Here is a 20,000-nt window from a genome sequence, read left to right as displayed (position 1 = left end):
CCTCTTTGCCTCCTCGGGTTCTTCTCTGTGCGGCCTCGGATTCCGGGTAAGCAATGAGGAGGAACAGGGGAAGCATCGGGTTGCTGGTTTTCTTTTAGTTACTTTGCAGCCGAAATGTAAAGATCGATATGCGTTATTACATCATAGCCGGCGAGGCCTCGGGTGATCTGCATGGCAGTAACCTGATCAAAGAGTTGAAAAAGCTGGACCAAACGGCTACTATCCGTTGCTGGGGCGGCGACCTTATGCAAGCTGCCGGCGGAGAACTGGTGAAGCATTACCGCGACCTGGCGTTTATGGGTTTCATCGAAGTAGTCAGGAACCTGGGCACCATCCTGCGCAACCTCCGTTTTTGCAAGGAAGATATTTTAGCGTTCAAACCCGATACCCTGATCCTGATCGATTATCCTGGCTTCAACCTGCGCATTGCTGAATGGGCTAAACAGCAGGGCATCACCGTGATCTACTACATCTCTCCGCAGGTGTGGGCCTGGAAGGAGAACCGCGTCAAGAAGATGAAGGAATGCATCGACAAGATGCTGGTGATCCTGCCTTTTGAAAAAGATTATTACCGCAACAAATGGAACTGGGAAGTGGAATATGTGGGGCATCCGCTGGTGGAGGTAGTGGAGGAACGGCAGTCGGGCACACTGGTAAATAACGAACAGGCTTCATCTGGCAAGCCCATTGTGGCATTGTTGCCGGGCAGCAGGAAACAGGAGATATTGAAGAAGCTGCCCATCATGCTGGAAGTAAGCAAGGAATTTCCCGACCTGCAGTTTGTAGTGGCCAAAGCGCCGGGGCAGGAGGATAGTTTTTATGCCTCCCTGCTACAAGGTTTTCCGAATGTTTCTTCGGTAAGTGGCAAAACATACACCTTGTTATTGCAATCGCAGGCAGCGTTGGTGACCTCCGGCACAGCAACCCTGGAAACTGCCTTGTTTGCCGTTCCTGAAGTGGTGTGTTATAAAGGCAGTAATATCTCGTACCAGATCGCTAAACGCCTGATCAAGGTAAAATATATCTCACTTGTCAACCTCATCATGGACAAGCTGGTAGTAAAAGAACTGATCCAGGATGATCTTACGCCCGCTAACCTTAAGCGCGAGCTGCATGAGCTCTTGCATGATCCTGCACGCCGGGAGCAACTGCAAAAGGATTATGCGGCACTGAAGCAATTGCTAAGCGAAGGCGGCCATGCTTCTGCCAAAGCAGCGGCGAGTATTGTACGATTCATGGATGTGAAACGTGCGCAGTGAGGCGTGAGATTGCTATTTCATGACTACTTATACCATGCAATAAAAATAAAAGCGGGTCATCTATAGATGGCCCGCTCTGTTTGTTTATGTGGAGGCTTTCAGTGCTTTAGTGTATTACCAGCTTTTTCACCAGTACGTTGTGGCCCTGAATTACTTTCAGGTAATAAGTACCGGCTGCAAGGCCGTTAAGCGGCATTTCTACTGTTTGCCCGGTGGTGGTTACCCTGCGGCGGGAAACGATTTTTCCATCTGGCGACAGCAGGAATACTTCTGCATCTCCAATGGCCTGGGAAAACAGCAATTGTACCTGCCTGTTGACATCAGCGGGGTTGGGCACGATCACATAGTCGAAGGTTACCTGTCCGCTCAATCTACCCAATCTTGTGGGTGAGAAGGTGGGCCGTCCATCGTGGTCTTCCTGCCTGATGCGGTACTCGTATAACGTACCCGGGTTCACTGCTCCATCCGTATATACGTATTGGTTGCTACCAATGGCATTGATGTAAGCAATCGCCTCAAATGTTGCAGTACCGCTCTTTCGTTTTTCTACCGCATATCCTTTCACATTGCCAAGGTCTTCCACTTTCCAGGTGAGCTGCAATTGTTCATTGCGTGGCCTTACGGTAAACTCAGTAAAGATCACCGGCAATGCAGCCTCAGCTGTGTACATAGACGATGCAGGTATCGTTTGCCTGAACACTTGTGGACCGCTCCATTCCAAAGAGATTGTAGATGTGCTACCATAGTTGGCCCAGTATTCAATGCGGATCTTGTATTTGGTGCCTGCAGTAAAGTTGATTGTCTTCGCAGTACCGCCTACCGCTCCTCCATCACCTCTGTCTATGAACTCCTGATCGTTGATATACAATACTGACTGACTCAACGCATTATCGAGGTAAAGCGTATACAGTCCGGTGGTACGAGGCTGGAGGTACCCTTCCCAAACAACCGTGAAATTCTGATCACTTACGCCTGGTGCAGGCGCTCCTGTCCATACAAAATCGATAGCAGCATCAGTACGCGTGTAAGTTACCGGTCCTGTAAACTGATTGGTATTGGTTCGATATTCCGCCTTTAATCCCTCGCCAGCAAAGGTGGCCGATTTGGTGTACAGGGCTGTGATGGTCGTATCGCTGTCAGGTGTGTTGAATGTAAGCGTCCGGTTTGTATTACCATTACCCCAACTGGCAAAAGTAAACAAGGTGTCGGCAATCAGGTAAGTAGCCTGCGCTGTGATATTCCTGGTTACGCCTTTCACGCTTGGCTTATCAACCTGTGGAGGCGCGATGGAGCCATCCATATTCAAGGGTATAGCAACAGGCCTGCCTTCTGTAAGCGATTTGACATGCAGGGTCACTTTTTCAGGATACACCTCGCGGTAGACGGTAGATTTCAATCCCATACTGTTGGTAGCCGTGAGATAAATACGGTACCATACGGTGTCTGACACTTCTATATTACCCGGCAGGAAGTAAGAGCCCGTGACCTGATCGCCCGGCGTAGGGTCGAGGCCGGGATGATAATGGGTATCGTGGTGGAAATCTATTTTCCATGTCAGCTTATCTGGTGTAATCGCTCCATCCACTTCATCAGTAGCGTGGCCGCTAAAGTTCATGGTAGAATAGGCTACATACGTAGCGCCATCTGCCGGCAGATCGATGACCGGTACAGGGTTGGGCCTTGAAGTAACGCGCAGTACAGCCGCATTGCTCGTAACTGTTCCAAAGCTGTTGGTCACGCGGCAAGTGATCAGCGCGCCGCTATCTGAGAAGGGCACATTTCTCAGCACAAGGGAAGAGCTATCGGCATTGGGGATATCAACACCGTTGCGCAACCACTGGTAAGAAAGGCCAAGACCATTGGCCAATACGGTAAATGTGGCACTGTCACCTGCAGAGATAAGAACAGTTTGCGGGTCGGCTCCTATTGCAGGGGCTAATGAACCTGTATATTCCACTTTCCACAGGATGCCATCTACATTCTCCTCACCCTGCTGGGGCAAACCACCCCTGTCGAGGTAGAAGAATTCGCCGGAAGGCTTCACGGCGCAGGCTACCGGCCGCTTCAGGTTAGTACCAAATACGCCTTCCGCCTGGTAGGTTTCCGGGTTCATCACCTTGATGGATTGGTTACAATAATCGGTATAGAAATATTTGTTGAAGTATTGTGCGGGAAAAGCCGGCTGCGCAGGCGCATAGAACACGCCTCCCACAATAGCACAACCTTCGCTGTGTGAATAATAGAGTGCAGGATCTACATAATTATCTGGTGGCGTGGTGCCCGCCTGAATAGGCCCTTCCACCGTAGCCCAGCCGTAGTTCTTTCCTTTCTTTATATCGTTGATCTCTTCCCACTCATTCTGTCCTACATCACACACCAGGTACTGGCCGGTAACCGGATGAATATCTGCCGCATAAGGATTGCGCAAACCGATGGCCCAGATATATTGTAAGGTATCGGCAATAACACCATAATAAGGATTATCGATAGGAACAGAGCCGTCCTTGTTCATGCGCAACACCTTTCCCAATTGGCTATAGATATCCTGCGCCCTTTCCGGATGGCTCGATTCGCCGGTAGCGATGTACAATTTTCCATCCTTACCAAAATTCATAGCGCCACCCGTGTGGATGTCGCCTGTCATCTTTTGTAGTGTGAGTAGCGGCTGCTCGGATCCCAGGGTTTTGGCTGCCGGATTAAATGTAAACCGGCTAATCCTGTTGCGCTCACTGGGAAGCGTATAGTAGAGGTATATATAATGATTGGTATTAAATTCCGGATCGACAGCTAAATGTGTCAATCCTCTTTCGCCGTTTGTAATAATGCTGGCGGAAATATCCAGTAACGGTGTGGCGTATAGCTCATCGTTCTCGAAAAGATAAACCTGTCCCGTTTTGTTGGTGATGAACAAGTATTGCCCGTCAGGAGAGAATTTCATGTCTGTCGGGTTTAATCCTTCGGCCACTTTGGTAGCCTGGAAACCGGCAGGAAATGATTGAGCAATTAGTTGGCTGGAGATACATAATAATACAGAGGCAACAAATAGCAATTTGTACAAAGTTTTCATGTAGAATACTTTTAATTAAGCGCTTAATGGCGCATAGATGGATGGATAGGAAAATGTGATTCCCTGTGTGAGGTTATCAGTAGGACTTAGATTGTTAGAAAACGTAATACAACGGATATGTGGAAACGCGGTGAGGATATAGAGGGGAGGCAAAGCTAATGTTATACTTTCGGATATATAGAAATGTTAGATTAAAACTGGAAGGCTCCAGCATTAAAATTCAATTAAAACGCCATACTATAACCGTAAATTCTACTATTTCTTTAATACAAATAGCTTCAGGATAATAATAATGAGGGCCAAGAGGAACATGAAGAGGGAAATGCGGTTGATGCCATGCATGTATTGCATCCAACGTGTATGCGGAGCTTTGGGGTCTCGCTTCTTTATATAAAAATATTCGGCCAATTGTCGCCAAACTCCCATATTGAAAAATTGTTAAAGGTACAAAGTTACGACATTAGTTGTGAGTAATAAGTAATGAGTCTTCCTGGTGAAAGGATAGGCAATAGAACTACTACTCCATGAGGAGATTAAAAAAAGAGGGCGACAAAGGCAAAAAGGGACTTGTGCTGCCGGAAGCTGGCTGCAGAAAATGAATATTCAGCTTGTAGAGGATAATTTCATACAGTTACTCCACGGCCATGTGGCGGATCTTCCAGCGTTCCAGCTTGTGCAGGTTACGGGTAAAGAAGCTGGCCACAAAGCCGGGGAACCCGACAGCTTTGAGTTTTCCTCTTACCTGCACTTTCATATCCTCAACTGTAATGTTGCGTACGGTGAAGCGACCTGCTTCGTAGCAATGGCTGCAGTACATGGCATTGGTGCTACCATCGGCGTTGGTGCCTCCACCGCGTTCGTCCCGCTTCATCGGCATTCCGCAGGACTGACAGTTTTTGTACACTCGTTCCATAGCAGTTGATTTTTTGACTATCTACAAGATACCAAATTCCCTCCTAAATCAGACCAGACGCGGGTTTTGTTTTTATACACAGTCTTATTTTTTTGTACATGTATGCGCTAAAAATCTTACTGCATTGAAACCCATTGCCTAATAATTACTGCAATCGACTACCTTTAATAAGATTTAAATCTTACGCACATGCTTTCGGCCAATGATATTAAAAGAAAAGTGGGTGAACAGGCAGCTGAATTGTTGAAACCAGGTATGACAGCAGGGATCGGTACAGGTTCTACTGCTTACTGGTTGTTGATGTCATTGGGCAAACGCGTGCAGGAAGGTCTGGACATCCGCTGTGTGCCTACTTCGCGTGAAACAGCACGGCTGGCCACCGAACAAAAAATTCCGCTTATCGAACTCAATGAAGCGCCTGCGCTCGATATTACCATCGACGGCGCCGATGAAATAGACCCGCAAGGGCAGCTGATCAAAGGCGGGGGCGGCGCTCTGCTACAGGAAAAGATGGTGGCTGCAGCTTCCAAACAGTTCGTAATCATTGCCGATCATACCAAACTGGTCAAGCAGCTGGGGGCTTTTCCCCTGCCTGTGGAAGTAATACCCTTTGGCTGGAAACAAGTGCAACGGCATATCGAACAAGCTTACCAGATAAAAACCAGCCTGCGATCAAAGGACAATCAAACCCTGGTAACGGACCACGGTCATTATATCCTCGACTGTCATTTTAACCAGATCACCGACGCTCCTGCTCTTCATATTGCCCTCAATTCCATTCCCGGCGTAGTGGATAATGGCCTGTTTATCGGGATGGCTACCGCCACGATCATTGGGTATCCGGACGGAACTGTGCGGGTAGATCAAATTTAATTTTGTTATTTTTGACTATATCAGATCATTCAGGTATGGGCAAAGCAAAATTTACTTCAGAGGATCATATTTACCTCCAGGTGGCTGACGGCATCGAAAAGATGATTGCCGGCGAAGTGTTGCGCATTGGCGATAAACTTCCTTCCGTGCGGGTGCTGAGCGAAGAATACGGCATTAGCATGGGCACTGCTTTCCAGGCTTATTATCACCTCGAAGGAAAGGGATTGATTGAAGCAAGACCTAAATCCGGGTATTATGTGCGCTTCAATCATCGCCGCTTTCCCGCCGTGCCCAACGTATTGCCTCCCGAACCGGTAAAAAGCGAGGTGACCGTTCAGGAAATGATCATGGGGCTATTGACAAACTTCAATGCGCATGACATCGTGAATTTTGCATTGGCTGCGCCTGCTGTAGAGCTGTTGCCGGCTGCCAAACTGAACAAGTCGGTAGTATATGCCCTACGCAATGGTAAAGACCATTGTATCGGCTACGAAAACATCCAGGGCAATGTTGAGCTGCGCAAGCAGATCGCCCGGCTGGCTTTCAATTGGGGAGGCAAGGTGAAACCTGAAGAAGTGGTAGTGACCTCGGGTTGTATGGAAGCGCTCCTGCTTTGCCTGCGGGCCGTCACTAAACCGGGTGATTCGATCGCAGTGGAATCGCCTGCCTATTTTGGCATTTACCAGGTGATTGAAAGCCTCGGCCTGCGTATGATGGAAATACCTTCTGATCCTACTACTGGTGCCGATCTCGACTGTCTTGAAAAGTCAATTAAAGAAATGTCCATCAAAGCCTGCTTGTTGGTACCCAATTTCAACAACCCTTCCGGTGGTTGTATGCCCGATGAGCATAAGAAAAAGCTGGTAGAACTGATCACCCGCCATAACATCCCGCTTATCGAAGATGATATATATGGCGAGATGTATTTTGGCAGGCACCGTCCCAAGACGTGTAAGTATTACGATACCAAAGGACTCGTGATGCATTGCTCTTCCCTGTCCAAATCACTGGCGCCCGGCTATCGCATAGGTTGGGTGATACCGGGCAGGTACATGGAACAGGTAAGTGCTTTGAAGATGATGCATACCATCAGCAGCCCTACGCTTACGCAGGTGGCCATTGCCCACTTCCTCAGCATCGGCCGGTATGAATATCACCTGAAGAATTTACGCAAGGCGCTGCACACGCAATGTCTGCGCTACATACAGGGGATTGTGCAATATTTTCCTGAAGACACCAAGATATCGCGCCCGCAAGGCGGTTTTGTATTGTGGGTAGAACTGAATAAGAAAGTAAATACCTATAAGCTCAGCACAGAAGCACTGAAACACCAGATATCTATTGCGCCGGGGCGTATTTTTTCCAACAGTTCCAATTACTCCAACTACTTGCGTATTGGTTACGGAAGCCCCTGGAATGATAAAGTGGAGAAAGGATTGAAAACATTGGGTAACCTGATCAGGAAGATGGTGTAAAGGATTGCCTGTTACTCAAAATCGTAATCCAGTAACTCACGGGGATGTACGCCGAGCCCTTTGGCCAGCTCAATAATTGTTGACAATTGTATATCGAACTTGCCGTGCTCGATCTTGGAGATATTGCTATTATCAAGGTCACACAAGTCGGCCAGACGGCGTAAACTAAGCCCCTTGCCTTCGCGTACCGACTTCAGGTGCGCACCGAAGCGGGCATTCATTTTACTGGTTGATTTCTTCTGTACTTGTGTAGCCATACATTATATTATCGTACTAAAGATAAGGTACATTTTCTTCAAAAAGACAAGGACACCGGGGTCCTATCGTTGCCCTCTACCATATATACGGTATGCCTCACTGTTAAGATGCGTAATACTACTGAAAAGAGATATTTTTTATAAAATAGTGCGGTTGATTGAAACCGCACTATTAGATTTGCCGTATATTTGAGTCTGTTATATATCTCAGCCAACCAACGCACTAATCAGATTACTTCCTGTATCATTCTACTGTAGACAATTGCCTGCAGCGGGGTGTTTATTGGAGTAAGGTATAAGTCCCTGGGGTCAAACAATCGTGCTTTTCTTTTATCACTAACATGGTTAGGCTCTGGGGGCCCATCTCTCATTTTAAGGGGTGGAGTGGGCCCTTTTTTTAAATCTAAATCACCAACTTCATGAGCTATCCGAAGTTTCATGACAGGAGTGCTGTTGCCCTGAAGTTAAGGGCAGGTAATACCGATGCATTTCAATATATACTGGATGAGTATGGCCCGGCGCTCTGCTTCTTTGCATCCCGGCTTACCGGCAACGCAGCAGCAGCGACAGTGATTGCAGAGGAAGCCGTATTACAATTATGGGAAATGCGCAAGCGATTCTATAGCCTTACCGCCATCAGCAACTTTCTATATACCAGTACTTATGATGGCTGTCGCCTGCATTTGCAAAAAGAACAAAGGGTTATTGACAATGATCAAATACACCAGGAGATCATTCGTGCAGAAGTATTAAGACAGATTCGTCATAAGAAATCCCATATATCCTTCACAACGCCTGATACTATCTATTCGATACAACCTTGTTAAACAGCATCCAGTTCGTAAACCTTTCGCCATGCCAAAAAGTAACAAGCGTATTGCTCAATCTACCCAAGACGGATTAGACACAGCAGAACAATCAACACCACAGGAGGTATTATCTGATTTTTGTGACACCTACCGCCTGCATGAAGCCAACGAGATCATGTGGGATTGGATAGCCACAGCGCTCAGCAAAAGCCCCAGTATTTATGACACCGGCAGAGAACGTAGTAACCTGCTGTTCTTTTACGAGAAGATGAAAGCGCTTTTGGAAGCAGTGTATACCATAGATAATGCACAACAGGCAAAGGCAGTCCCCGTGAAACAGGCCAGCCGAAAAAGCAAATAGCCGATACACATTGAGGGTGCATTACAACCCAACTTTTACCACCGTTCCTTTACCAGAAGGTTGGCGGGCAACGGTTGTTGCACGATCTACCTGCAGCCATAATTTCTTTTTAGCAGCATCATAATAATAGCCAGTGGCATCTACCGCTTCTTTACTGGCACGGCTTTGCAGCGCTGTACCGTTCACGGTTATCGTTGCCGGCTGCTTATCCAGGTAGCAGGCGATGGCATAATTGTTTACAGTCGTTGTGTATGCTCCTGACGTTGTTTCAATAGTCAGCATTATTTCACTGCCGGTGGTAGCAATGGCCATGGGCGTGATGGCGTTTTTACCTTGCTGGTATGCGAGGCTTTTTCCATCATCTTCATACAGGTCAAAGCGACCGTTGCCAGGATATACTTCGAGCGTAAGTTGTTTCACTTCCTTTTCGCCCACATAGTTCATCACCGGCTGATAAGGAATGATACTGCCTGCTTTTACAAATAGCGGCATCGTATCCAACGGCGTCACTACATGTATGTATTGTTTGCCTGTATAACTTTTACCCGTCCAGTAATCGAACCAGTTGCCTTCAGGCAGGTATACGGTTCTTGTTTGCGCACCTTTGGTAGTCACCGGACATACCATAATATTTTCTCCTAACAAATACTGATCGCCGATATCGTGTACATTCCTGTCGTCCTGGTAATGCAACACCAGCGCCCGCATGAGTGGCAGCCCTGTTTTGTATTGCTGCCAGGCATAGCTGTACAAATAAGGCAGCAGGCTATAACGCAGTGAATCGTATTTCCTGAAATTGCGCAATCCGTCGGCACCATAGTTCCATGGCTCTTTGTACCCGGGATGGTCCATCCCAAACACGGTGGCTACCGGACTCAACATTCCAAACTGGCACCAGCGTACATATAATTCAGGATCGGCATTGTGTTCAAACCCTCCCATGCAATGGGCCCAATAGCCAACACCAGAGATGCCGATATTGATACCTGCTTTGATCACCGCCGGGAAGTATTGCCACTCACTGGGCCAATCTCCCGCAAAGATGTAAGGATACCGTTGTATACCTGCATAGCCTTCCCGGGTCTGGTTGAGGCCACGCACTCCATTGTACTGCTGGAACTTTTCGTAAGGTGCTTTGGCATAAGCGATGGGGAATACGTTGTGTAACGCCTGTACTGCTTTTCCGGTAGGACCTACTTTATCGCTTTCATTGGCAAGGTGACCGAAGGCACTGCCTTCATCTGTTTTCAAAAACTTGGCGCCAAGGGAAGCTACGCGCTTAACTCCATGCTCCCACCACCAATTGACTGCATTGGAATCGAAGAAGTTTACAAACTCACCGGCATAGTTGCCTTCTTTATAAGTGTACCCGAGTTGTTGTGCAGTGTCCAACAATCGTATGCGGTTGCCATTGTCGAAGCGAGGACGCAGGTGTAAACCCGCCATTTGAAAACCCATGGCATAGAGGCTATCGAACATGCCTTTGGGATTGGTGAAGGTTTCTCGCCACTCGAATGAAGTAGCCCCCTTGCCTCCATTTTTTCCAAAGATGCGCCAGGTAGAATCCAGCCACAGCAAGTCTACCGGTATGCCCATCTCTCTCAGCTTCCTGGCCAGCGCAATCACATAACTGTCGGAAGTATTTTGCTCGTAGCCCCAGGTGCCGCCGGAATAAGTGCCCACATGCAGCCCCAAAGCAAAGCGCGGCAGCAACGGTGAGCGCCCCGTGAGTGCAGTATACTGCTCCAGCATGGCCGGAAACTTAGGGCCGTATATGAAGTAGTAATCCAGTTCTCCACCATTGGCAGCAAACCGGTATGTGTCTGGATTAGTAGCACCCATATCCCATGAGGTAGCAAAGGAGTTGTGAAAGAAGATGGCATATCCTTGCGTACTCATGAAAAAAGGAATGGGCGAGTAATTAGCTTCCAGGACATTGTAAGCGCCTACCGCATGGGGCATGCCCTTGCCTCGCCCAACGTTGAGGGAAACTTTTTTGCTACGCTGGTTGATGAAGTCCATCCGCTCACCAAAGCCAAAGAACTGTTCATCGGGCTGACATTGTTTGATACAACTGACAGTGTCGCCCTGCGTATACATGCCTCCCTGCTCGTTGCTCACTTTCTCTGAGGACAGTAGCTTGCCTGCGGCAGAGTAAATATCTATGCGTGCTGCTTTTTTATACAGCCTCACCTGCAGTTGGGCGGTAGTGAATAAGAAATATTCGGGTGTTGGTTTTACCTGTACGTTTACTGTCGGCCATTGGTATTGAACCACCATCCAGGGTTCATCGGCGGCAAAGGTCTTCGACCAGCTGCTCCTGACACGCACCATGCCGGGCGTACAAAACTCCAGCTGGACGCTGGCCCGGGTAGCAGAGAAAAGGAAGGCATTGCCTTTCCTGGTATAGCTGCCGTTGATATCGCCAATGCCGGTATTGGCTGTCAAAGCGAGGGCAAAGCACTGCAACGTCAGTAATAGCCAAATTCTGTTATGCATGCAATCGTTACTTTAATTGAGTAAGGCTTATTTGAAGAACTGCAATGTAAAAGAAGCCGGGGGTACAACCATCCTGTAGCTACAGGACGGAAATACGCATTTCAAGTACCGGCATCGACAATTCATACACCATCACATTTGCCGGGGGTATGGTCAGCAATAGATTTGCAGGCAAAAGAAATAGTATGAGCCGGGTAGTTGTATTTATTGGTATGATCGTGCTTACTGGTTTGATCTCATGCAGCAAGCCTGTATATGATAAAGCTTCGAAACTGGTGGTAGACCTGGAACACTCGGCTATAAATATCAACCAGATCGATTCTGCCGATGTAGTGTTTCGCAAAGTAGGCACAGATACCAAAGTGAGACAGCGTTTAATAAGAACGACGGAAGGCCTCAGAGCTCCTTTATACATACTTACGCCCGGTACCTGGAATGCCGACATTGAAGTGTATACAAAAGCGGTGAACCGGCAAAGCAATCAGTATGTAATCATAAAACCCATCCTTATTTCAGATGAGATAACAGATATTAAGATAGCGGGACCTGGCGCTACTTCGGGTAATGGATGGATAAAGCGTCATGTGAAGGCCAGTGCAAATAATGAGGTAGTAGTGATCGTACCTGAAGAAGTGTATGATTCATATTTTGAGATCAGGTCCAAATCGCAAAAGAAGCTTATCCTGGGCATTGCGCGTGAAGCCATTAACGTGAATTATGTGGTGGATCATAAAACATGGACGTGCACCAGCGCCTGCTTCAGTGCTGATGGCCGCATCACCGATATCAACCACTTCATGTCTTTTACCACTAACATTCTTTCCAGTCCATGGACAGAGAATGAGATCAGCATTGCTGTTTTGAGTGAACAGAACGAAGAATTGGTCACCTACGATCGTACCTGGAATCAATAAGCTAATGGCTATTTGCCAGCCTGCAGCTCATCTATCAGCAAGGGCCAATTGGCATCGGATGTATGGGCCTGCTGCATAAAAGCGACGATCTTCTGTACGATCTCCGGATGTTGGGCAGCTATGTTGTTTTTCTCTGCAGGGTCTTTTGTAAGATCATATAACTCAATCGGGCCGTCTTTTGCTTTGTTTACATTGAGCCGTATACCTTTCCAGTTACCGTAGCGCACTGCCTGTTTACCACCCTGCTCATGAAACTCCCAATAGAAGTATTCATGTGTTTTTTGCTGTTTGCCAGTAAGGGTAGGCACAATAGAAATACCGTCGATATTTTTTGATACAAGTATATTAGCCAATTGCTGAAAGGTGGGGAACAGGTCCCACCAGGCTGCCGGCTGATCATTGGTAGCACCTGCTTTGATACTGCCTTTCCAGTTGGCAATAAAAGGCACACGGATGCCACCTTCATACATATCGCGCTTGATGCCCCTGAAGCCTCCATTGCCATTAAAGAAATCCGGGTCACCTCCATCTTCACGATGCGGACCATTATCGCTGGTAAAGATGATCAGGGTATTATCGGCCTGTCCACTCTGCTGTACAAACCTGTATATTTCTCCTACGTATTTGTCGAGGCGGCTTACCATCGCTGCAAAAGCAGCATGGGGGTAGGGTTCAAACCGCCCTTTGGAAGGCGCATTGGCAGGCAGTGGTTTTTCATTGAACAGCTTTACGTAATGCTGGTATACACTGTCACGTGGCACATCGAGGTCACCATGCGGCAATGTATAAGGCAAAAACAGGAAGAATGGCTTGTCGATGTTTTGCTGCAGGAAGCTCATGGCAGCGTTGTGTATCTTATCGCCCGAGTACATGGAATCGCTGGTACGGTTGCCGGGAAAGTCAACACGCTGGTCATTATCCCATAGGTGATCGGGATAGTAGTTGTGTGCTTCCGACTGACAGTTGTAACCATAAAAGCGTTCTATCCCCTGCTTCAATGGCTCGCCGGCAGAACCGGGATATCCCATTCCCCATTTACCAAAGGCAGCGGTAGCGTAGCCGTTCTGCTTCATCACTTCGGCTATCGTGAGGGAAGAATCGGGCAAAGGGAATTGCCCTTCCGGTTTAAAACCCCGGTTGCCACGGATAGGTGTGTGGCCTGTGTGCATACCGGTCATAAGGCTGGCACGTGAAGGTGCACATACGGTGGTGCCGCTGTAGAATTGCGTGAACCGCATGCCAGTGGCGGCCAGTTTATCAATATTGGGTGTAGAAGTTTTCTTTTGTCCGTAACAACCTACATCGCCATAGCCCAGGTCATCAGCAACGATCAGGATTATATTGGGTTTGCGGTTGGCAGACTCTTTCTTTGGGGCCATGCCGGCCTGTGCAAGTAATAAGGTATTTACAATCGCGAGGATAACGTATTTCATGTGCAGGATTTAAACCATGCACAATTTAACAAGAGCAGCCGATTGAATAAAAAGAAAAACCCCGCCGAAGCGGGGTAAGCTCTGACAGGGATTATAGCCGTCAGGTTTCTTCTTATGAGTCATGCACTTTAAAAACGTCCTCTGCCTCCACCATTACCACCACCCTGGCGCATGCCGCCTCCATTACCCCTGTTCTGTCCACCACCATTGGAGCGGCCGCCAAAACGGTTGAGGTTGTACATAAAGGTCACCAGGAAATAACGGCGCAATGTTTCCGTGAAAGTATCTTCGATGAAGTTCGGGTCGATGGTACGGTCGATGTTCTTATTCTGGTTTAGCAGATCCACCACGCTGAAGCGCAGTTCTCCATTCCGCTTTTTAAACATCACCCAGGCCACACTCGCATTCAATAAAGGAATGGGTTGGTTGAAGCCTGCCGCCCGTCCACTGTTTACATAATAATCAAAATCACCACTCAGCATAAACCTTTTAAAGAAAGTATAGGTAGCATCGAGTGAATAGTTGTGATTCACATACCGGTTGTTGGCGCCTTGCTGCAGATCGTACTGCGCATCGTTATAATTGAAGTTGGCGCTGGCACCTACATCCAGTTTGTCGGGAATATTGTAATCGTACCGGATACGCTGTCCCAGGCTGGTGGTCTTGTTGAAACCGGTAACACCCAGTTGCTGGTTCACATCACGATTGTAGCGTACAGAAGTTGTAAGGTTGATGTTCATTGGGCTGCGGCGACCAGTGGTTACCTTGACCAACGGAATGCCTATTGTGCCGGAGAATGAAGCGTTCCAGGAACCATCCAGGTTTACCGGACGGATCAACTGCGTGGTGGGACTCACCTGCGTCATGCTGCTCACGATCCTGTTGCTGATCACTGTTGCGTTCAGGTTCAGGTTAAAGAACAGGAAGTTCTTTACATTAAAGGTATTGTAGCTGAAGTTGAAGTTGTTGGTAAACTCCTGTTTCAGATTGGGGTTACCTGTACGGTATACAAGCTGGTTGGACTGGTCCTGCACATCCTGCAACTGGCTGATACTTGGGGCGCGGGTGCTTCCGCGATAATTAAAGCGAATGCTCTTGCGCGTGCCCAGGTTATAATTGAAGGAAGCATTGGGGAAGAAGTTGGTATACCGCTGGCTCATAGAGCTATCCTTACCCGTCAAGGCCCGATGGCTCATATTCTCCAACGTGGCAAACTGCACAGCACCACCCAACTGGTAATCATACTTCTGCTTCTTCACCCGGAAGTTGGTTCCCAGCCTGCTGGAGATAAAAGTATTTTCGAAATAGTTGGTCTGGTTCAGGTTCACGCTATCATACTTAGCGGATAAAGTCCCGTAATCGAACGTCTTCCTGTCGCTGGTGCTTTCATTGATTGAATACGCATAGTTCAATTCCAGTATCTTATCGGTGCCAAACATTTCTGTCAATGACGAACTGATCGTATTGTTCCATGAATTAGTGATCTGCTCGTTGTACTGACGCTGGTTGTTAACCCGCCACAGCGTACTATCCGGATTGTAATAATTGTAGGGTGAAATATTATAGCCATCCCCTTCGCTGTCGTTCACGGCAGTAGTCCAGCCAATGGTAAAGGTGCGACCGGGCTTTTTGAAGCGGTGACGGAACAACAGGTTATTGTTGAAGCTAACACCATCGCGCTGGTTGGTGCGCGAGCTCGTACCTTCAATAGCTCTATAGTTATACTTGGGTGTAGAAGCAACTGTATGTACGGAATCAAAGCTTTCGGATTCCGATTGCTGGATGTTGATATTGGGTGTAAGCAGGATAGAGTTCATGCTGTCTATCTCATATTCCCAACGGAACCCAAAACGGTGATTCGTATTATCATTCCTCCTGTAGGATTGTTCATTACTAAAAGAGGTAGAGTCGTTTTTGAACAGGTTTTGCCGTACGCTTCTGCTGCGGTTAATGGTACTGGTATTGGACACGAAATAATTACCGCTGAATTCCATTTTCTTTCCCCAATCGTCCCGGTAGTTCACCCCGGCATTCCAGTTCTTGGTATTACCATTACCGGTGCTACCACCGCCTCCTCCGCCACCACCGCGGCCACCACCACCTCCGCCTCTTCCTCCTCCGCCGCCACCGCCTCCACTGAAGCCGCCCATACCACCCATATTGCTGATAAGATCAGTGGAAGAGAATCCCAGGCGATTGATGTTGTTGGCGCCACCAAGGATAGATACCCTTTGATCTTCATCGAATGCATTCAACGAGAGATTGGCGGTATAGCGATCACTGCTGCCCCCACCTACTGTAGTGCGGCCAAATAGTCCTTTACGTCTGTCTTTCTTCAGTTTTATATTGATAGTACGTTGACGGCTGCCATCATCGATGCGCGTGAATTTGGCCTGATCGCTCATGTCGTCAAACACCTGTATGCTTTCCACCATTTCAGCAGTGAGGTTCTTGGTTGCCAATTTGGGATCGTTGCCGAAAAACTCTTTACCATCTACATATATCTTGGGGATATTTTCTCCTTGTGAAGTAACGTTACCGTCTTTGTCTACTTCCACGCCCGGCAGTTTCTTTAGCAGGTCTTCTACTGTAGCATTGGGCTTTGTTTTAAAGGCACTGGCCCTGAACTCTACCGTATCTTTTTTGATGGTGATGGGCGGCGCAGTTACAATTACACTCGCCATCATGGAAGTATCTGTATTCAACTTAACCGTATCGAGGTTATAGTCTGCTTTTGTGGCAGTGATGTTCAGATCTCGGGTGAAAGGTGCATAGCCGGTAAAGCTGATACCTAATATATATGAACCTCCAGGAATGTTTTTGATCTCGAACCCACCAGTTTTATCGGTTACGGAAAAGCCGACGGCAGTGGAGTCTTCCTTGCTGGTGATCGTAATGGTAGCATCGGGCAGGGGCAGGTTATTTATTACATCTACTACCTTGCCTTTGATACTGCCCGTTACCTTTTGTTGTGCAAAAAGACCGTAGCCCGTCAGCAATATTAATAAGGTCAGGGTAAATAGCTTCATGCGTTGTTTTTGGAAGGATTACTTTTATTTGACGACACCCTTATCCAAAACCAGCAAAGTAAGTGCAATTATTTTGAGGCAATACAGAACCAGCCAGCAGGATTTAATAAACTGCTAACAATCAACAATGACCAGCTATCTGGTGGAGACCGCTGATCCCTGATAATCACCTTTTATTTATATATCTCAGCTTCTATGATACTTAAAGTGCCTGTTGCTCCTGCATCATTCCTGGCTACCCCATCATCGAGCTTTTTGCCAGACACCTCCACACTATTATTATCTTGAGCCGTAGTCCTCCCCAGCAATTCAATCTTTACTCTACTGCCTTTGTGTGGTTTACACGCAAGGGTAACATAGCCCAGCGACAATGGCGTATTCCCTTTAAAGACCTCCTGCCCATCTACAGTGATCTTAATCGGGTATGACCTGCTGCGGAAATTGTTGAGCTTCAGGGTTATTTCCCGTACTACTGCTTCGCCGGCCAGTTCATATTCGATCCAGGCATTGGCCAGTTCCCTGCCATTGTTCCACTCCGTGAGTTCATTGTCGTCGAAGCTTTCAAAAGCACTATCCGCATGCGCGCCAGCAGTAGCCCGTACAATTGTTAATGCTTCGCGCTTCATGGTAAAGGAAGGTGTGGAAGGTGTAGGTCCTTTGTCCAAATTGGAAGGCAAATCATCTCCGGGGAGTTGATTGCTCAATCCCTGCTTCACTGTTGTTGGTAAAGTGGTTAGCGTCAACGTGGCTGGTTGTAATCCATCCGCGGTGGCTTTTATGATTACTTTACCAGCCTGCGTGGTACTGCGGATCAATACCCTGTTCACACCACATTCTACTGGCAGGTCTTTAGACAGTATATAATTATCCGGCCCCTGTGCCATACCACCCCGCCATTCGGCAGCGCCATCCAGGGTGAAATGGATCATATTAAGCGCCGTGGGGCAACGCCTGCCTTTGGCATCTGTTACTTCCACTTCTACCAATGCGAGGTCATGGCCATTAGCTTTAAATCCGGCCGGGCTTATTACCGGCTTCAGCTTAACCGCATAGGCTTCTCCGGCAGTTGTTTTTTCGGCAGTGCATATTTTCTTTCCCTGTGCATCATATCCTATGGCTGCAATAGCGCCCGCCTGCCAGCTGATGTTTTTGAATGTATACAGGAACCGGTAGCTCTGTTCTCCGAAACCCGCTGACTTGCCATTAACAAACAATTCCACTTTATCGGCCGAAGAGATCACATAGATATCTTTGGTAACGGCAGGTGAATAATTCCAATGTCCCACGATATGGATGCGGGGCTTTTCAATATCTACCCAGCCATCCCACATGACCTGGTGAGCAAAATAGTTTTCTTTTACCATGCGCAAGGCATCCACTTCCCCACTTCTGCGGTAGTTCTCCGCACCGCGGTGATGGGTATTGCTTTCTGAGAAAATGATGTTGACGCCACCGGAGCTTACACGTTTACCTGTGCCTGGCCTTTCCTGCCAGAACTCATGCCAGCGTATTACATTTTCTTTGGCATGTGATTCCTGGTTGCGGTTGTAGGATGCGGCGGATTGATCCTTGTATAGCGGGCCGTCACCATCTTTATGAAAGGGAGGTGTATAATCATCCCAGTATTTACGCAAGCCCTCGTCTCTTGAATATTCCATGGCCCACATAGGTATGTGGGCGCTTTTGTTGATGTAGAGCATCTCGCCACCATACTCTGCCACCTTACTGTCCAACATTTCGCGGCTACCGATGGCCCTGCCTCCGTGTGGATCATACTGATCTCTGATCGTTTTCATGGCAGTCATGTGTGACTCGCTAATAGATTCGTTGCCGGATTCATAAAAGATGATGCTGGGGTTGTTGCGATTGTAGATAATGGCATCGCGCATCACCTGTGTACGCTGTGTCCAGCGTGTTCCTTCTACATCTCTTTCCGCGTCGCCTGCCGGCATGGCCTGCATGAGACCCACGCGATCACAGCTTTCCACATCCTGCTTCCAGGGTGTGATATGCATCCAGCGCACCAGGTTGCCATTACTTTGCACCATGAGCTTGTTGCTGTAATCACTGAGCCAGGCAGGCACACTCAACCCGATGGCCGGCCACTCATTGGAAGTACGCTGTGCATACCCTTTGACCTGTATCACGCGATCGTTGAGGTACACCATACCATCTTTGAAGGCTGTTTTGCGGAACCCTGTTGTGGTAATCACTTTGTCTGCTTGCCTGCCGCTGATCTTCAGAATTGTTTCTACTTTATACAAATAACCATATCCCCAGCTCCAGAACTCCAACCCCTGCACGGGCGCCGATGCTTTCAATATTTGCGTAGCACCGGCGGCCAGCGTGCTATGATCCCCCGTAAATGTTTTTATTAGTTTTCCCTGCCTGTCCCTGATCACCACTTCGTATTGCACAGTTACCGGTTGTGGGCTTTCATTCTTTACTTCGGATTCGGCATGTATGACGGCGCTTTTGTTGCGGATGTTGAAGTTGTCAGCATAGATATACACGCCGGTGGTGCCCAGGTTGGAAAATAGTGGCAGTGTTTGGTACACCTGCCCTGTTACATGGAGGTATACGTTTTTGGGAATGCCTCCGTAGTTGGCATTGAAGTTCTTATCGATCCACTGGTATTTGGTATTGGTTGCTTTTTCCCGATACTCCCAGCTATTGTCGGTACGAACAGCCACGATGTTATCGACGCCTGTTTTAACAAGGTTGGTTATATCATAGCCAAAACCAGTAACGCCATTTTCATGCAATCCCACATGTGTTCCATTCACGTATACATCTGCCGCCTGCCGCACGCCTTCAAACTCCAGGAATATCTTTTGTCCCTTATGCACAACAGGTAACACAAAATGCTTCCTGTACCAGGCAATGCCGGTACTGAGATCAACAATATCTTTTTTGAAAGCGTCGTCTTCGTTCCAGGCGCGGGGCAGGGCAATATTTTTCCAGGATGCGTCATTATAACCAACGGTCTCTGCGCCTGCGATGTCACCTACCTGTAGTTTCCAGCCGGGGTTGAAATTGTATTTTACTCTTTGCGCATGGGTCACAGCAAATACCAGCAGCAACAACGAGGTAGTAATATATTTCATCTTG

At 47.8% G+C, this 20,000-nt stretch carries 14 protein-coding genes; 6 read left to right on the top strand and 8 right to left on the bottom strand.

The genetic code is table 11. The features are described from left to right. The first annotated feature begins 128 nt into the window (after positions 1 to 128). Entirely contained in the window at positions 129 to 1,259 is a 1,131-nt protein-coding gene (lpxB, locus tag AC5JBY_RS02320; RefSeq protein WP_495902929.1) for a lipid-A-disaccharide synthase, read from the top strand. A 106-nt stretch (positions 1,260 to 1,365) separates the two neighbouring features. Here lpxB and AC5JBY_RS02315 read toward each other — a convergent pair whose 3' ends face one another. The 3 genes from AC5JBY_RS02315 to AC5JBY_RS02305 form a co-directional block, all read right to left on the bottom strand. Continuing rightward, positions 1,366 to 4,326 (bottom strand): PQQ-dependent sugar dehydrogenase, encoded by a 2,961-nt coding sequence (locus AC5JBY_RS02315; RefSeq protein WP_495902928.1) that lies wholly within the window; start codon positions 4,324 to 4,326, stop codon positions 1,366 to 1,368. A gap of 255 nt (positions 4,327 to 4,581) precedes the next feature. Beyond that, on the bottom strand, positions 4,582 to 4,752 hold the full coding sequence (locus AC5JBY_RS02310) for a DUF6728 family protein (RefSeq protein ID WP_495902927.1): 171 nt from the start codon (positions 4,750 to 4,752) through the stop codon (positions 4,582 to 4,584). 205 nt (positions 4,753 to 4,957) lie between these two features. After that, positions 4,958 to 5,239 (bottom strand): zinc ribbon domain-containing protein, encoded by a 282-nt coding sequence (locus AC5JBY_RS02305; protein ID WP_495902926.1) that lies wholly within the window; start codon positions 5,237 to 5,239, stop codon positions 4,958 to 4,960. A gap of 189 nt (positions 5,240 to 5,428) precedes the next feature. On the opposite strand from AC5JBY_RS02305, the gene rpiA reads away from it, so the two are divergent. Together rpiA and AC5JBY_RS02295 are read left to right on the top strand one after the other, a co-directional pair. Continuing rightward, positions 5,429 to 6,112 (top strand): ribose-5-phosphate isomerase RpiA, encoded by a 684-nt coding sequence (gene rpiA, locus AC5JBY_RS02300; protein WP_495902925.1) that lies wholly within the window; start codon positions 5,429 to 5,431, stop codon positions 6,110 to 6,112. A 35-nt stretch (positions 6,113 to 6,147) separates the two neighbouring features. Further along, complete coding sequence (locus tag AC5JBY_RS02295) at positions 6,148 to 7,587, top strand: aminotransferase-like domain-containing protein (protein ID WP_495902924.1); 1,440 nt, start codon at positions 6,148 to 6,150, stop codon at positions 7,585 to 7,587. Between the two features lie 11 nt (positions 7,588 to 7,598). Here the strand turns inward: AC5JBY_RS02295 and AC5JBY_RS02290 are convergent, their stop codons facing one another. After that, positions 7,599 to 7,844 carry a helix-turn-helix domain-containing protein gene (locus tag AC5JBY_RS02290; protein ID WP_495902923.1) on the bottom strand — a complete coding sequence of 82 codons (246 nt, stop codon included), beginning with the start codon at positions 7,842 to 7,844 and terminating at the stop codon, positions 7,599 to 7,601. Between the two features lie 419 nt (positions 7,845 to 8,263). On the opposite strand from AC5JBY_RS02290, the gene AC5JBY_RS02285 reads away from it, so the two are divergent. Beyond that, complete coding sequence (locus tag AC5JBY_RS02285; protein WP_495902922.1) at positions 8,264 to 8,671, top strand: sigma-70 family RNA polymerase sigma factor; 408 nt, start codon at positions 8,264 to 8,266, stop codon at positions 8,669 to 8,671. A 28-nt stretch (positions 8,672 to 8,699) separates the two neighbouring features. Further along, positions 8,700 to 9,014 (top strand): hypothetical protein, encoded by a 315-nt coding sequence (locus AC5JBY_RS02280; RefSeq protein ID WP_495902921.1) that lies wholly within the window; start codon positions 8,700 to 8,702, stop codon positions 9,012 to 9,014. 21 nt (positions 9,015 to 9,035) lie between these two features. Here AC5JBY_RS02280 and AC5JBY_RS02275 read toward each other — a convergent pair whose 3' ends face one another. Further along, on the bottom strand, positions 9,036 to 11,513 hold the full coding sequence (locus AC5JBY_RS02275; protein WP_495902920.1) for a glycoside hydrolase family 31 protein: 2,478 nt from the start codon (positions 11,511 to 11,513) through the stop codon (positions 9,036 to 9,038). Positions 11,514 to 11,698: 185 nt separating this feature from the next. Here AC5JBY_RS02275 and AC5JBY_RS02270 point away from each other — a divergent pair, with 185 nt between their 5' ends. Next, positions 11,699 to 12,427: a hypothetical protein gene (locus AC5JBY_RS02270; protein WP_495902919.1), complete on the top strand. Its 729-nt coding sequence runs from the start codon at positions 11,699 to 11,701 to the stop codon at positions 12,425 to 12,427. 8 nt (positions 12,428 to 12,435) lie between these two features. On the opposite strand, the gene AC5JBY_RS02265 is transcribed toward AC5JBY_RS02270, so the two are convergent. The 3 genes from AC5JBY_RS02265 to AC5JBY_RS02255 all read right to left on the bottom strand — a co-directional run bounded on the left by AC5JBY_RS02265 (position 12,436) and on the right by AC5JBY_RS02255 (position 19,996). Next, a complete protein-coding gene (locus AC5JBY_RS02265) occupies positions 12,436 to 13,860 on the bottom strand; it encodes an arylsulfatase (protein WP_495902918.1) in 1,425 nt (474 codons plus the stop codon). 128 nt (positions 13,861 to 13,988) lie between these two features. Beyond that, positions 13,989 to 16,889: a TonB-dependent receptor domain-containing protein gene (locus tag AC5JBY_RS02260; RefSeq protein WP_495902917.1), complete on the bottom strand. Its 2,901-nt coding sequence runs from the start codon at positions 16,887 to 16,889 to the stop codon at positions 13,989 to 13,991. Positions 16,890 to 17,062: 173 nt separating this feature from the next. Continuing rightward, a complete protein-coding gene (locus AC5JBY_RS02255; protein ID WP_495902916.1) occupies positions 17,063 to 19,996 on the bottom strand; it encodes a glycoside hydrolase family 2 protein in 2,934 nt (977 codons plus the stop codon). Positions 19,997 to 20,000 lie beyond the last annotated feature (4 nt).

The organism is Paraflavitalea sp. (assembly GCF_059502485.1).
The sequence above is the reverse complement of the archived record's forward strand: the minus strand, read 5'-3'. Positions and strand labels throughout refer to the sequence as shown.